We start from the raw sequence: 14,917 nt of genomic DNA, 5'->3' as shown, positions 1-14,917 counted from the left end.
CCTCTTCTCATCCATGTCATTGAGATATCAACTGGGATGCCAGATGATGAAGGTGAGCATACTCCTGAAGCGCAAAGAATAAACTGTACCAAAGGTACAGTTTTGTAGCGAGATGATTAGCGGATGATATAGCAGGGTTTAGAAAATAACGGTGGGATATAGAATTGCCATTGATGCCTTCTTGCAAAGAAGATAAAATCCCGTGTGGTTTCACAATGGACTTTCGCCAGAATATTACTTTTATGAAACTTTACCGTTCTCAACGCTCTGTTGAGAATATCGGCAATCTCTTTTTCCGCCATGCCTTGTAATAATAGAAAAGCCACGACCCATTCCTTAGCAGATAAAATCTCGGAGGGACAAGCAACGGTTAATTTACCGATATCATCACCAGCGACAAAAAAGCGCGGTGTGATTGAGTTCAGGGGTTTGATATGGCTGATAATACCGGAGCAATGAGCCTGTTTGTCGTAGTAGGGCATACGTTCACAATAAAACACGCTGAATATGCGCTTGCAATCGATAGGGAGGATCCCTACTGCCTCAATCTTCCTCACCTCATCAATAACGCGTTGGTCATGGATGGAGATAAAGGGCTTAAAAGGCGCTAGTGCAGAAGGCCTGCCTTTTTCTTCCGGCTTCAGTAATAGGCTATATCTGGCATTGGCATAAACAGGCTTTTTATGCACGTCCTTTAAACACCATGCCTCATCACTAGACTCCCATGCAATCAGGAGTTCCAAAGGAATAGCAATAGTTAACGAATTTAATTTCGCAATAATACTTTCGGTACTGACACGAGACATTTTCCCACCTTCAATCCTTGGTGCCATTATTCTCAATACAAATGGCGACATAGTGTAAAACGCCCAGAGCAGACTACCAGAAAGCCAACCTGAAGCGGTAAGATTGAAAGTAACGTTTTATTAATATACATACCAGAAAATGGCTGTGTCCTATATCTACTATGCTCTCCCTAAAACGGAGTCACTTAACGTATTTCTTCATCACCGGAATAAAAAAACCTTCACCCAATCAGGAGAAGGCTTGGAGATAAAGGAGAATTTTACGGCTGTAGCAGGGCTTTCACCTCTAACAGAATAAATTCGTTATCGTCTGCCACGTTGGGTTCGCGGCTGGAGGAGAACGGGAAGTTATTGTCGTTCCCCACGATGATATGGCTGCCATCCACCACGTCGACATTCTCGATAGTGAAGAACGGGAAGGTCAGCACGCCGTTATTCAGCGGTTTGCGCGCCAGCTTCTGCGGATCCTGAATGTTCAGCAAATCGATATACGCCAGTTTTTCTACCGGTTTGCCGACGTTGGCGTCGGAAAACGCGATTTTGTAGACCCGTTTGAATTTGGCGATCTGGCTGAAGCAGTTATCCGTTGGCGCGCCTGCCACACAGGCTTTATCGGCGGTGCCTTCACCATTATCACGTTCGATCACCAGCCCGTGGGTGGCGTCGATCATATTGAAGTCACCGATGGCATTCTGGTTATCCTCCAATACGTACTGCCAGCTGCGGCCAGTCCATGCCTGCTGTTTGACGTCAAACTCCAGCACCCGCAGGTAGCGTTTGCCCGCCACGTTCTCAAACCGTTCGCCGTCCCACAGCGCCCCTTCCAGCAGGGGATACAGCTTACTACCGTCTGGTGATACCGCCATTCCTTCAAAGCCTTTGGAGCGCGCGACCTGGAAGTTCTGCTTGCCGTCCGGCGCACCTGGCAGCGTCAGCGTCGGGTTATCCGGCGATTTCACTACCTTGCCATCAACCTGGGTATCAAACACCGCCAGCACCTTGCCGTTCAGATCCGCTTTAATCAGGTAAGGGCCAAATTCATCGCCGATCCATAGGGCATCGTCGGCAAACTGGAAGCTTTCCGGGTCGAAATCGCTGCCGGTCAGGTAGCGTTTGTCGGTGCTTTCATTGACGATATGGAACGGGACTTTTTTATCGGGATCGTGCAGGAACAGCGTTTTTAGCGGCGTTGCCGTGCCTTGCTTGAAATCGATACGGTAATGGTTGAGGTACAGCATGGCGTCCGGCGAGTTGGCTTTGCTGCCAAAGCCGTTATCGGTCAGCACCCAGTAGGTGCCATCCGGCATGTGCTTGATACCGGAGTGCCCCTGCAACGGCTGGCCATTGATGGGTAGCCCGATGCCGGTCAGCCGATCGGCCGATTTCCCCGCCACGCTGCCCAGTTCAGTGATGCGTTTGCCGCTGGTATATTTGCCGCTCTGTTGCAGATCGGTTGGTGCATCCTGCGGGGCCGTGACGCTGGACTTCACCGGTAATACGGCGTGCCCGGCCAGCACGGCGGGGACTTCCGGAACCTGTGCCCACAGCGTGGTGCTGAATGCCAGACAGCTGGCCAGCAGTGCCAGGCGGGAAGGTAATTTATGCATATTATGAATTCCCTAGTTATGGTTTTGCCCAAAGGTAAAAAGCAACGCCACTATAGGGAGCGGTAATGACAGAAATATTATCTGCCGCAACTCTGCCTATAGCTGCGGCGATAGGATCTGGGCACCACTTCATGCTGCCTCATCCGGTCCGTTATCGCCATCATGATGGCCGTTTTTGACCTTCTTTCCGCCCTGTCGCAAGTGCAATATGGTGTTACACCACATTGAGGAGGGCCGAAAATGTCACGTAGCGCACTATTGATCATCGATGTTCAACAATCTTTTCAACACCGCCCGTTCTGGCAGGAAGACGACCTGCCGGCATTTCAACAAGCGCTGACGCGCCTGATCGCGGGTTGCCAGCAGCAAGGGGTAGCGCTGGTCGACGTGTTCCACGTCTCGCCTGAAGGGCCGTTCTCTTTGGCGTCCGGCTATGTGAAACGCCTGCCGTTCCTGAGCCATCAGGCCGACGTCACGGTGCAAAAGCGGGTGCACAATGCGCTGACCGAATCTGGCCTGGATGCCTGGCTGCGCGAACGCCAGATCGACCATCTGATTATCAGCGGCATTCGCACCGAGCAATGCTGTGAAACCACTACCCGTGTCGCCTCGGATCTGGGCTATAAAGTGACGTTTGTGACCGAAGCCACGCTCACTTTCCCGATGCATCACCCAGACGGCAGCCTCTTTACCTCCGAGCAGTTAAAGCGGCATACTGAAACCGTGCTGGTTAATCGCTTTGCCACTATTGCCAGCGTCGATCAGGCATTGGCGCAACTTTCACAGGAATAATCATGCCCAAGGCCGTTTACTTTCTGATGCTCCCCAACGTGCTGTTACTGGATGTCAGCGGCCCGGCAGAGGTACTGCGGCTTGCCGGGCAGTTCCAACTGCACTATGTCAGCCCGGTGCCGCAAATTACCTGCTCCATCGGCATGACCATCGGCCAGCTAGCCCCCTTACCCCAACAGTGGAACGAAGGGGATATTCTGGTGATACCGGGTGTAGCGGACTCAACGCGTTACTTTGCTACCGAGGGAGCGGCTCTGGCTCGCAATTGGCTTCGGGCATTGCGCCAGGCTTTGGCCCAGCGGCAAATTGACCTGGTTTGCGTCTGTTCCGGCGCGCTATTGGCCGCACTGGTGAAGGAAAACCGCATCTTTGTTGAAGATCGCGGCGTGTTTACCAGTGCGGGCATCACTGCCGGTATCGATCTGGCCCTGCACCTGGTCAATCAACACTGTGGGGCTGACCGCGCGCTCGAGGTTGCCCGTGAGATGGTGGTTTATTTCCGCCGTTCCGGCGACGATCCGCAGCTTTCCCCGTGGTTACGCTATCGCAATCATCTGCATCCTGCCGTGCACCGGGCGCAGGATGTGATGGCCGCCGAGCCGGAGGCCGAGTGGTCGGTCCCCCTGGTGGCGGAGAAAGCCCACGTCAGCAGCCGCCACCTGGCCCGACTGTTCCGCCTGCATATCGGCCTCAGCGTGCGGGAATATCATGAACAGCTACGGCTGGCGGTCGCACAGCAACGGCTGCAACAGGGCTACGGCCTGGAAAAAGCGGCGCTAACCGCTGGCTTCTCCTCCGGCCGCCAACTGCGGCGGGCGCAGCAGCGCTGGCAGGCTTAGGACACCAGCCGCCGGGTATCCACTTTCTGTAACCCCATCGACAGCAGCAGGCTCACGCCAAGCGCCATGCCAAACACCCAGAAGATATCCAGCAGCGGGTAAGCCGGAAACTCCCAGTGGCGGTTACGCATCACATTAACGATCAGGGCGTGAAAACCGTAGATCGCCAGCGAATGGCGGGAGACCACGCCTAGCCAGCCGATCGGGTTCGGCAGGCAGTTCTTGCACCACACCAGCAGCGAGGCCGCCGCCACAAACACCAGGGGGCCGGTGTATATATAAAACGTATCGGCGAAGCTGCCATTGATAAACATCTGGTTTTTGGTGCCACGGATAATCAGTACCACGCTCGCGACAAAGCCCAGCACCGCCAACAGGCTCATACCGCGCCGTTGGGTAGCCATCATGCCGATCGCTCGCCCTGCCAAGGCATACAGCAGGTAATAGAAGGTATCGCCATAGATGTACAGGTTCACCGGCAGTAGCTGGACATTATCCAGGGTCAGCTTGCTGGTATTGGGGTTGGCGATAATTGCCAGAATGACAATCACCCCGGCCAGGTAGCGGCCAGACACCGGCTTGACGCTGATCAGCGGCGAAAGCAGGTAGATCACCGTAATGGCGTAAAAGAACCACAGATGATAAAACACCGGCTTTTGCAGGATGGCGCGCAACGAGGGCCAAAAGCCGATGCGGGTAAAGCAGGCAATATAAATCAGGGCAATGGCGCTGTAGAACAAAATACAGCAGGTAATGCGGATAAAGTGTTTTTGGTTGGCATTGCGCTCACCAAAAAACAGAAAGCCGGAAATCATAAAGAACAGCGGCACCGAAGCCCGTGAAAGCGAGTTCAAGACGTTAGCCATATCCCAGTTATGTTCACCCACTGCCACACCGTTGGTGACGTAGTAGGTGGTAGCGTGGATCATCACCACCATCATGCACGCCAGCGCACGCAAGTTATCTATCCAACCAATTTTATTGCTCATTGCTGCCCGTCAGTTGCCTATAATTCTTTCAAAAAGAAATGTTAATAAGAGGTTATAGCTCAGGAGGGCGCAGCACAACGCTTAAACGCGCTATTAAGAATAAACCTGAAAATCACCCTATGATTGCCAAGGTGAACAATTGACGGCAGAATAGCCGCCACAACTCGCTCAGTTCGCGCAACCCCGCCCTGACAGTTCCTTATTCCTTCTTTACTATCAGTAAAATAAAAATGAAAACATCATTACCCCCTGCGGCACTGTTGGGCCGACAGGCGCTTTTATTCCCACTTTGTCTGGTGCTGTTCGAATTCGCGACCTATATCGCCAACGATATGATCCAGCCCGGTATGCTGGCGGTCGTGGCCGATTTCAACGCCAGTGTGGAGTGGGTGCCTACCTCAATGACCGCCTATCTGGCTGGCGGCATTTTCCTGCAGTGGCTGCTTGGCCCGCTGTCGGATCGCCGTGGTCGTCGCCCGGTGATGCTGGCTGGGGTGCTGTTCTTTATCGTCACCTGCCTGGCCATTCTGCTGGTCACCAATATCGAACAGTTTATCGTGCTGCGCTTCCTGCAAGGGATCGGCCTGTGCTTTATCGGCGCGGTGGGCTATGCCACCATTCAGGAGTCGTTTGAAGAGGCGACATGTATCAAGATCACCGCGCTGATGGCTAACGTGGCGTTGATCGCTCCGTTGCTGGGGCCGCTGGCCGGGGCCGCCTGGGTTCACGTTGCCTCCTGGCAGAGCATGTTTGTGCTGTTTGCGGCGCTGGCCGCCATCGCCTTTGTCGGCCTGTGGAAAGCCATGCCTGAAACCGCCACGTTGCAAGGGGAAGCCTTCTCGGCGGCCAATCTGTGGCGCGACTATCGCCAGGTGCTGGTCAATCGCCGCTTTATCTGTGGTTCATTGGCTATCGGCTTTGCCAGCCTGCCGTTGCTGGCATGGATTGCACAGTCCCCGGTGATCCTGATTAAGGGAGAATCGCTTTCCGCGCTGGACTATGGCCTGTTGCAGATCCCGGTGTTTGGCGCGCTGATCCTCGGCAACCTGACGCTGGCCCGAGTGGCTGGCAAGTTCAGTATTGAACGCCCGATCAAACTGGGTGCATGGCCGATGCTGCTGGGCCTGCTGATCGCCACGCTGGCCACGGTATTTTCCGCCCACGCCTACCTGTGGATGACCGCCGGGCTGAGCCTTTATGCTTACGGCATTGGCTTGGCGAACGCCGGTCTGTATCGCCTGACGCTGTTTTCCAGTAACGTCAGTAAAGGTGCCGTCTCCGCCGTGATGGGGATGTTGAGCATGTCGGTGTTCACCGTGGGGATCGAGCTGGCCAAGGTGGCCTATGTTTGGGGCGGTAACGGGTTGTTTAGCCTGTTCAATCTGATCAGTGGCCTGTGCTGGCTGATGTTGGCGGCGCTGTTCCTCAGCAAACACCGTGGTGGCACCACTCTCGCTACGTAGGGGCGCCGCATGCAGCGCTCCTACGTTTCAAGCCGGTTGACGTTGGTCAGTCGGCTCAGAACAGCCCCATCGGTTTCTCGGAGTAGCTCACCAGCAGGCATTTGGTCTGCTGATAGTGCTCCAGCATCATCTTATGGGTTTCCCGCCCGATCCCCGACTGTTTGTAGCCGCCGAACGCCGCATGTGCCGGGTAGGCATGGTAGCAGTTGGTCCAGACACGGCCCGCCTGAATGTTACGCCCCATCTGGTAGGCAATGTTGCCGTTGCGGCTCCACACCCCAGCCCCCAGGCCAAACTCGGTATCATTGGCCAGCGCCAGCGCTTCATCCATATCTTTGAAGGTGGTCACCGCCAGCACCGGACCGAAAATCTCTTCCTGGAATACCCGCATGCTGTTCTTACCGTACAGAATGGTGGGTTCCATGTAGTACCCTTGCGCCAAGCCGCCATCCAGCGCCTTGCGTCGGCCACCGGTCAGCACCTTGGCCCCTTCCTGCTTGCCGATCTCGATGTAGTTGAGGATGGTCTTCATCTGCCCTTCGGAAACCTGCGCCCCCATTTGGGTGCTGGCGTCCAGTGGGTTGCCGCTACGGATGCTCTCCACCCGTTTGATCGCCCGCTCCATAAAGCGCTCGTAGATCGACTCCTGCACCAGCGCCCGGCTCGGACAGCTACAGACCTCCCCCTGGTTAAAGGCAAACAGCGCAAAACCTTCAAGCACCTTGTCGAAGAACGAATCCTCTTTGTCCATCACGTCGGCAAAGAAGATGTTGGGTGACTTGCCGCCCAGTTCCAGCGTCACCGGAATGATGTTCTGGGTGGCGTAGCCCATGATTTGGCGGCCCACTTCGGTCGAACCGGTAAAGGCCACTTTGGCGATACGCTTGGAGGTGGCCAGATATTCCCCGATCTCGCCGCCTGCGCCGTTGACCACGTTGATCACCCCTGGCGGCAGGATGTCCTGGATCAGTTCCATCAGCACCAGCACCGATAGCGGCGTCAGCTTGGCCGGTTTCAGCACGATGCAGTTGCCCGCCGCCAGCGCCGGAGCCATCTTCCAGCAGGCCATCAGCAGCGGGAAGTTCCACGGAATGATTTGTGCCACCACGCCCAGCGGTTCGTGGAAGTGATAGGCCACCGTTTCCGAGTCGATCTCACTGATACCGCCCTCTTGCGCTCGTACGCAGGCAGCAAAGTAACGGAAATGGTCGATAGCTAACGGGACATCGGCATTGAGGGTTTCGCGGATCGGTTTACCGTTATCCCAGGTTTCTGCCGCCGCCAGCAGATCGATATTCTGCTCCATGCGATCGGCGACCCGATTAAGCAAATTGGCACGTGCCTGTACCGACATCTTCCCCCAGGCCCCTTTGGCATCGTGGGCCGCATCCAGCGCCAGCTCGATATCCTGAGTGGAAGAGCTGGCCACTTCGCACAGCGTCTGGCCGGTGACCGGTGTCAGGTTGGTGTAATACTCACCCCGTACCGGTGCCACCCAGGCACCACCGATAAAGTTGTCATACCGTTTTTTTAGCTTGAGAGGAAAACCGGTGTTTTCAGGCGTGAGGTGACTTGCCGTAGTGGTATTCGCCATTTGTATCTCCTTTTAACGTGGCTGCAACCTTACCGCCCGTAGACGGTAAGCGGGTTCACGGCACCAAGGCCGCTGATCCCGTGATAAAGCATAAGAAGCAGTGAACTATCCCTAGCCGGAATAATAATTGTTTATGAGGAGGAATGGCGAAACAATGCTCAAACGCATGAGGAATGTCACAATTTTTCAAACTGGGCCCAACAGTATGCACCCATACTGTCAACCGCCAAACAGCCCGCGATCCCGCAGCAGGTGCTGATTCCCCTTGCGCCGGGTAAAGCCGCTGCGATCGAAGAATTCCAATACCTGGATTGCCAGCTTGCGGCCAACCCCCAGCCGATCGCGGAAGTCACCGGCATTGGTGCTGCCTTGCGTGGCGTCCAGCTCGCGGATCATCGTGGCAAACTGTTCGATACGCTGGCTGAGGTAGTAGCGGTCGACCACCACGGCGGTGACATAGCCAAGCTGTGCCGCCTTGCGCAACGCGGCGCGAACGCTGTTTTCCTCTTCGCCCAACGAGGCGGCCAGATCGCGCACCCACCATGGCTCTTCACCAAACAGCGGTTCAATACGGCTCCACAGTGCCTGTTGCTCGCTGCTGAACGCCAAACCGTGGTCTGGCAGGTGCAGCCAGCCGCGCGTATTGCGCAGCAAACCCGCCGCCAGCAGCCGATCGATCATCATAAATACCAGCGGTTCATGCAACGCCGGTAACGCCATACGGCGCAGACGAGCGCGCCCCAGACCTAGCTGATCGGTATGTTGCTGATGGTATTCGGCCAACACCTGCAACAGGCGCTGCTCATGCGCTTGCACGTTGGCCGGGGCCAACGCCATCTCGCCGGAGATCATCAGGGTATAACCCGCCAGCAGTTCCCGCAGGCCGTCATCCGTCAGTTGCCGCGCCCAGGCAAAGGCGGCCAAATCCAGTGCGCCGCCCGGCAAGCGCAAATCCAGCACCTGCCCATCGCTGGATGCCTGAGCCAGCGCTGCCAGCCAGGCCAGATACTCCGGCTGACGCTTGCCCCGTTTCGGCGAGGAGAGCCCCAGCACGCGTGCAGCCCCCAACGTTTGGCGCGCGCTGATATCACGCAGCACCAGCCGATCGTTTTCCACCAGCCACAGCGGACGATCGAGGATCAGTTCCGCCAGGTTGTCGGCCAGCAGCGCAATGCGCCCGGTGATATGGCTGGCGGCATGGTGAATATGCAGCGACTGCCAGTGTTGTATCGGCACATCGGCCTCTATCGCTACCAGAATGCGCTCTGCCGCCGCTGGCGGTTGCTGCGCCAACAGCCAGTCGCCGCGCGTTAGCTGGTCTTTGCTGACGTCACCGCTGATATTCAGCGCAATGCGCTGTCCGGCAACCGCCTGCTCTGCCGCCTGATTCTGCGCATGCAAGCCGCGCACCCGCACCGGGACATCCACACAGGTCAGCCATAGCGTATCGCCTACCGCCACGCTGCCGCCCAGCGCCGTCCCTGTCACCACCAGCCCGGCACCTTTGACGCTGAAAGCGCGATCCACCGCCAGCCGAAAACGGCGTGATAGTAAGTGCTCACCGGGTTGCAACGCCAACAGGTGCTGGCGCAGCTCATCAATACCTTCCCCTTGTGCCGCCGCAGTAACAAACACCGGCACATCATGCCAGCCCTGCTGCGCCAATTCGGCCAGCACCTGGGTTTGCACTTCGGCGACTCGGGCAGCATCCACACGGTCGGCTTTGGTTAACGCCACCGTCAACTGCGCCCTGCCACTCAGGCGCAGGATCGCCAGGTGCTCGCGGGTTTGAGCCATTACGCCATCGTCGCAGGCCACCACCAGCAGCGCATGATCGATGCCGCCAATGCCCGCCAGCATATTAGCGAGGAATTTTTCATGGCCGGGAACGTCGATAAACCCCAGCACGCGGCCATCTGGCTGCGGCCAATAGGCATAACCAAGGTCGATGGTCATGCCACGGCGTTGCTCCTCCGGCAGACGATCGGCATTGATGCCGGTGATCGCCTGTAGCAGGGTGGTTTTGCCGTGGTCGACATGGCCAGCGGTGGCGATAATCATGCGCTCAGCGCCTCAACCAGTGCGCCCTCCTGTTCCAGGCAACGCAGATCGAGCCACAGTTTGCCGTCGTTGATACGGCCAATGACCGGCTGCGGCAAGCTACGCCACTGCTGGGCCAAGCCTTCTAATGTTGCTCCCCGGCCATCGAGCGGGGCAAAGGTCAGCGCGTAGCTAGGCAGGCGATCTACCGGCAGCGATCCGCTGCCAATCTGTGACCAGCACGGCTCGCTGCGCAACTCGAAACGGCCAGCAAACTGTGGAGCCAACTGGCTGTGTAAACGTTCCGCTGTTTCCTGCATCTGCTGCTGCGGACGGGTCAGTAAGCGCAAGGTAGGTAAATGTTCTGCCAGCAATTCAGGCTGTTGATACAACCGCAGCGTGGCTTCCAGCGCCGCCAACGTGATTTTGCCGACGCGCAGGGCGCGCTTGAGTGGGTGCTGTTGCAAACGGGCGATCAGATCTCTTTTACCGACAATAATCCCTGCCTGCGGCCCGCCCAGCAGTTTATCACCGGAGAAGGTCACCAGATCGACACCTGCGGCAATCAGGCGTTGCGGCATCGGTTCGGCTGGCAGGCCGTATTGCGCCATGTCGATCAGCGAACCACTGCCCAAATCGGTCGCCACAGGGATGCCGTGCTCGTGGCCCAACACCGCCAGTTCGCTTTCATCGACTGCGGAGGTAAATCCTTGAATGCTGTAATTACTGGTGTGTACCTTCATCAACAGGCCGGTTTGCTCGTTGATGGCGGCACGATAATCTTTCAGATGCGTACGGTTGGTGGTGCCCACTTCCACCAGTTGGCAGCCCGCCTGGCGCATGACGTCCGGAATGCGGAATGCGCCACCAATTTCCACCAGCTCGCCGCGTGATACCACCACCTGCTGGCCCGGAGCCACCGCCGCCAACATCAACAACACCGCCGCCGCGTTATTGTTGACGATGCAGGCATCTTCCGCCCCGGTGAGCTGGCAGAGTAGATCCGCGATGGCCCGATCGCGATGCCCACGGCCTGCGCCATCCAAATCGTATTCCAACGTCACGGCACTACTCATGGCACTGACCACCGCATCAACTGCCGGTTGCGCCAACAGCGCTCGCCCCAGATTGGTGTGCAGCACGGTGCCGCTGAGGTTAAACACCGGTTGCAACGCCGGGCGCTGTTGCTGCTCCAGGCGGGCATGTAGCGCCTGCGGCCAGTCCTGACACCAGGCGGGCAGCTGTTGCTGCGTCTTGATGGCTTCACGCGCCTGCGCCTGCATCTGGCGCAGCAGTTCGCTGATGAGCGTCTGGCCGTGTTTGGCGACGGCGGGTTCAACGGCAGGATCGCGCAGCAGGCGGTCAATGGCAGGTAACTGGCTGTATAGGTGCTGGGATTCAGTGCTCATGGTCACTCGATTTTTCAGTGTCCGGTTATCGGCAAACTGGCTTATTGGCGTGCCGAGTCAAACCAGTCAGGTTATTTAACCTGCATGGTATCAATAATTCGCTGTACCAGGGCATGATGCAGATCCGGTGTTTTAGCCGGCGTTAACAGCTGCAACGTGACAACCCGTTTATTGAACACCGTCAGCACGATGGTGGAAACCAGTTTTTGCCCGTTGACCGTCTGTTCGGTATCCAGACGATGGAACTTCTGCTTACCAACGGTGAAATTCTCTTCTTTGGTTTTCTGGATGTTCTGATAGCGGTCAGACAGCTCGGTAATGATGCTTTGCGTCAGCTCTTTGAGCATCGCATCGCTGGTATTGATCTTCATGTCTGCCGGCGGGATCACTTCCGAAGCGACGGTGCGCTGGCGCGATTTGCTGTCGAGGAACAGCTGAATGGTCGATTTATTATCGTTGATGATGCCACTCAGCTTGGTCTGATCGCTGAAACCCGGCGGCAGTTCAAAGGTGATTTGGCCTTTTTGCAGCGAGACGTTCAGGCCAGGGGCGGGCTTGGGTGCTTCCACCGGTGGCGCTGGGGCTGGCGTTACGGGTTGTGTCACGACCGGTTTTGGCGCGGGTGCGGGGACTTCCGGCTTTTTGCTGTCCTGATTATCGCAGGCTACCAGCCCGGTAAGCAGCACGGCCAGCGCCGCGCCTTTGGCAAGGGTCTTCAACATCATTTCTTCCTTTCGCGTTACGCGTCTTGGCGTAACGGTAGCAACTCGCCTCCCGGTTTGCCAGATGTCTAATCCGAAAGTCGTTGCGGCCCCCTCCCACAGGGAGAGGGAGCTGCAAAAGTGATGGACTTGAGTTGGGCAATTACAGTGGCAAGGGGCGAACGAACAAGCCCAACTGTAATTACTCGCCAGGGAACAGGAACGGATTGATACTGCTGCGCGCGAAGCCTTCTTCTTCCATCTTGGCATCAAGAATAAGCGAAGCCAGATCGTCGGCCACCGCTTCGACCTTCGGGTCCTTCTCCTGATAGAGGATCTTCAGGTAGGTGCCGCAGTCGCCACAGCTTTCCGCTTTCACCGCCGCCTGCTCACTTTCCAGCGACCAGTAGTTGAGATCGCCGGTTTGCTCGCAGTTGCTGCATTTCACCCGCACCACGTGCCATTCGCTCTCGCACAGGTTGCAGTGCAGATAGCGCAGGCCGTTCACGGTACCAAGATGCACCACGCTGGAAACCGGGATACTGCCGCAAACCGGGCAAAACTGGCGATGCTCGCCGTACTCGGCCCGCGCCTTGCCAGGGATCTGGCTGGCCATCTGCGCCCAGTACAACGACAGCGCCGCCCACAGGAACGGTGCCTTGTCGCTACCTACTTTGGCAAACTCGCCTTTCAGCAGGGCGCTGGCCAACAGCTCCAGCTCATGGGACGAGGATTTCTCCAGGTTATCCAACACCGCCAGCACGTGTTCCGGTGCCTGCGGACGCAGTTCTGCGATCAGCGAGGCCAGCAGCTTGTGCCAGTGCTCGCTACGCGGATAGACGCTGATGTCCAACGGAGGTTTGCCGCTGGCGGCACTCTGGGTCAGCGTTTCGCCGAGATCCAGCTCCAACGGATTATCATGGCAGGCGTTGTGCTGCGCTTGCGCAATGCTGGCAGCAAAATTGAGATAGTCACCCAGCGGATGGTCTACGGCCAGTTGCTGCAGACGTTCGGCTCGGCGGGTATAAAGGCTCTTCAAGTTGGCGAAAAGTAACGGCGGAATAGTTTCCGCCGTTGAAGACTTTTCACGCTGTGCCCCTAACTGCTCTTTAGGAACGATGCGGATACTCATCTGGGTTTGTCTTCCTGTTGTTTCTCGCGGACCTCACGGTACCAGCGCGGATGATGCTTCTTGGCCCAGGCAGCCGGCACCCAACCTTCCACCATCGCGGTAATGGTGCCTTTTACCCACAACGCGGCGTAAATGTGCACCATAATCACGATGATCAACCCCACCGCTGCCAACGAATGCACCACCAACGCGATGCGGATCAGCGGAATGGAGAAGGATGGGGCAAAGTATGGCCGCCAGATAACGATACCACTGGCCAGCAACAGCACCAGACTGATGATCGCCGCCCAGAATACGCACTTCTGACCGAAATTATAACGCCCAGTGTCACCCACTTCCTCATTCATGGCGATTTTGTGGATGTTTTTCGCCCAGACGATATCTTCCCGGTTGATCAGGTTGTGCTTCCAGTAGCGCAGGAACATCAGCAGGAACGCGACAAACATCAACACCCCGGTGAAGGGGTGAAGGATCCGTGCCAGCTGTGGCGTACCAAAGATATTCATCAGCCAGTTGAAGGACGGGAACAGGAACCCCAGCCCGCTGATGGCGGCAAAAATAAAGCAGAACGCCACAATCCAGTGGTTAATCCGCTCCGGCGCGCTATAGCGCTGAATTGGCTTTTCCTTCCTCATTTGCGCGTCTCCTCATCATGATGCTCGTCCTTCGGATCCTGCTCTTCCTCTTCTTCAACGCGGTTTGGCCCCACGCCGACGTAGTGGAAGATACTGGCCGCGAAGGTGGCAGCAAACCCGATGGCGGCCAACGGCTTCCAGACCCCTTTCCAGAAGGTCACCGCCGGGCTGATGGTCGGGTTATCCGGTAAACCGTGATACAGCTGCGGTTTATCGGCGTGATGCAGTACGTACATCACGTGAGTGCCGCCCACGCCAGCCGGATCGTACAGACCGGCATTCTGGTAGCCACGGGTTTTCAGTTCATCGACACGTTCCGCCGCGACATTTTTCATCGCTTCTTTAGTGCCGAAGTGGATCGCTCCGGTCGGGCAGGTTTTCACACAGGCCGGTTCCTGGCCAACGCCAACGCGGTCGACGCACAGGGTACATTTGTACACCCGGTTGTCTTCCGCATTCATGCGTGGCACGTCGAACGGGCAACCGGCGATGCAGTAGCCGCAGCCGATGCAGTGTTCGGACTGGAAATCGACGATGCCGTTGGCGTATTGGATGATGGCCCCTTCCGATGGGCACGCCTTCAGGCAGCCCGGATCGGCGCAGTGCATGCAGCCATCCTTGCGGATCAGCCACTCCAGCTTGCCGTGCTCCTCAACTTCCGAGAAGCGCATCACCGTCCACGATTTGGCGGTCAGATCGGCGGGGTTATCGTAAACCCCGACGTTGTGCCCCACTTCATCGCGGATATCGTTCCATTCAGAACAGGCCACCTGGCAGGCTTTGCAGCCGATACAGGTAGTGACATCGATCAGCTTGGCCACTTCTTCCTGGTGATCGCGCGCGCGCGGTGCCGGGGTGAAGCCATTGGTGGCGGATTTACGAATGATGTCTTGAGATTGCATTGCCATAA

Annotated in this window: 13 protein-coding genes; 3 read left to right on the top strand and 10 right to left on the bottom strand. The window is 57.0% G+C overall.

Annotation, left to right across the window (positions count from 1 at the left end):
• Positions 1 to 116: 116 nt before the first annotated feature.
• The gene (locus ABIE29_RS18620; protein WP_429620171.1) at positions 117 to 806 is read right to left on the bottom strand and encodes a response regulator transcription factor; all 690 of its coding nucleotides are present in this window, start codon (positions 804 to 806) and stop codon (positions 117 to 119) included.
• 260 nt (positions 807 to 1,066) lie between these two features.
• On the bottom strand, positions 1,067 to 2,413 hold the full coding sequence (locus tag ABIE29_RS18615; protein WP_429620169.1) for an esterase-like activity of phytase family protein: 1,347 nt from the start codon (positions 2,411 to 2,413) through the stop codon (positions 1,067 to 1,069).
• 240 nt (positions 2,414 to 2,653) lie between these two features.
• Between ABIE29_RS18615 and ABIE29_RS18610 the strand changes: the two genes are divergently transcribed.
• Positions 2,654 to 3,205, top strand: coding sequence for a cysteine hydrolase family protein (locus tag ABIE29_RS18610; RefSeq protein WP_429620167.1), 552 nt, complete (start codon positions 2,654 to 2,656; stop codon positions 3,203 to 3,205).
• Between the two features lie 2 nt (positions 3,206 to 3,207).
• Entirely contained in the window at positions 3,208 to 4,044 is an 837-nt protein-coding gene (locus ABIE29_RS18605; RefSeq protein ID WP_429620165.1) for a GlxA family transcriptional regulator, read from the top strand.
• Here ABIE29_RS18605 and ABIE29_RS18600 read toward each other — a convergent pair.
• Entirely contained in the window at positions 4,041 to 5,033 is a 993-nt protein-coding gene (locus ABIE29_RS18600) for an acyltransferase (RefSeq protein ID WP_429620163.1), read from the bottom strand. The two genes, ABIE29_RS18605 and ABIE29_RS18600, sit on opposite strands and share 4 nt — an antisense overlap.
• Positions 5,034 to 5,263: 230 nt before the next feature.
• On the opposite strand from ABIE29_RS18600, the gene ABIE29_RS18595 reads away from it, so the two are divergent.
• A complete protein-coding gene (locus ABIE29_RS18595) occupies positions 5,264 to 6,496 on the top strand; it encodes an MFS transporter (RefSeq protein WP_429620161.1) in 1,233 nt (410 codons plus the stop codon).
• Between the two features lie 55 nt (positions 6,497 to 6,551).
• Here the strand turns inward: ABIE29_RS18595 and exaC are convergent, their stop codons facing one another.
• From exaC to fdxH, 7 genes are all read right to left on the bottom strand, one after another.
• The gene (exaC, locus tag ABIE29_RS18590) at positions 6,552 to 8,090 is read right to left on the bottom strand and encodes an acetaldehyde dehydrogenase ExaC (RefSeq protein WP_429620159.1); all 1,539 of its coding nucleotides are present in this window, start codon (positions 8,088 to 8,090) and stop codon (positions 6,552 to 6,554) included.
• 219 nt (positions 8,091 to 8,309) lie between these two features.
• Complete coding sequence (gene selB, locus ABIE29_RS18585) at positions 8,310 to 10,151, bottom strand: selenocysteine-specific translation elongation factor (protein ID WP_429620157.1); 1,842 nt, start codon at positions 10,149 to 10,151, stop codon at positions 8,310 to 8,312.
• On the bottom strand, positions 10,148 to 11,539 hold the full coding sequence (gene selA, locus ABIE29_RS18580; protein ID WP_429620155.1) for an L-seryl-tRNA(Sec) selenium transferase: 1,392 nt from the start codon (positions 11,537 to 11,539) through the stop codon (positions 10,148 to 10,150). Before selA ends, selB begins: the two co-directional genes overlap by 4 nt.
• 71 nt (positions 11,540 to 11,610) lie before the next feature.
• Entirely contained in the window at positions 11,611 to 12,261 is a 651-nt protein-coding gene (locus tag ABIE29_RS18575) for a DcrB-related protein (RefSeq protein ID WP_429620203.1), read from the bottom strand.
• A gap of 181 nt (positions 12,262 to 12,442) precedes the next feature.
• Entirely contained in the window at positions 12,443 to 13,372 is a 930-nt protein-coding gene (gene fdhE, locus ABIE29_RS18570) for a formate dehydrogenase accessory protein FdhE (protein ID WP_429620153.1), read from the bottom strand.
• Complete coding sequence (gene fdoI / locus ABIE29_RS18565) at positions 13,369 to 14,007, bottom strand: formate dehydrogenase cytochrome b556 subunit (protein WP_021181336.1); 639 nt, start codon at positions 14,005 to 14,007, stop codon at positions 13,369 to 13,371. Before fdoI ends, fdhE begins: the two co-directional genes overlap by 4 nt.
• Positions 14,004 to 14,915, bottom strand: a complete 912-nt coding sequence (gene fdxH / locus ABIE29_RS18560; protein WP_021807291.1) for a formate dehydrogenase subunit beta — start codon at positions 14,913 to 14,915, stop codon at positions 14,004 to 14,006. Before fdxH ends, fdoI begins: the two co-directional genes overlap by 4 nt.
• Positions 14,916 to 14,917: the final 2 nt, after the last annotated feature.

The sequence above is a fragment of the Serratia sp. 2723 genome (assembly GCF_050434425.1).
In the GTDB taxonomy this organism is placed as follows: domain Bacteria; phylum Pseudomonadota; class Gammaproteobacteria; order Enterobacterales; family Enterobacteriaceae; genus Chania.
The sequence above is the reverse complement of the archived record's forward strand: the minus strand, read 5'-3'. Positions and strand labels throughout refer to the sequence as shown.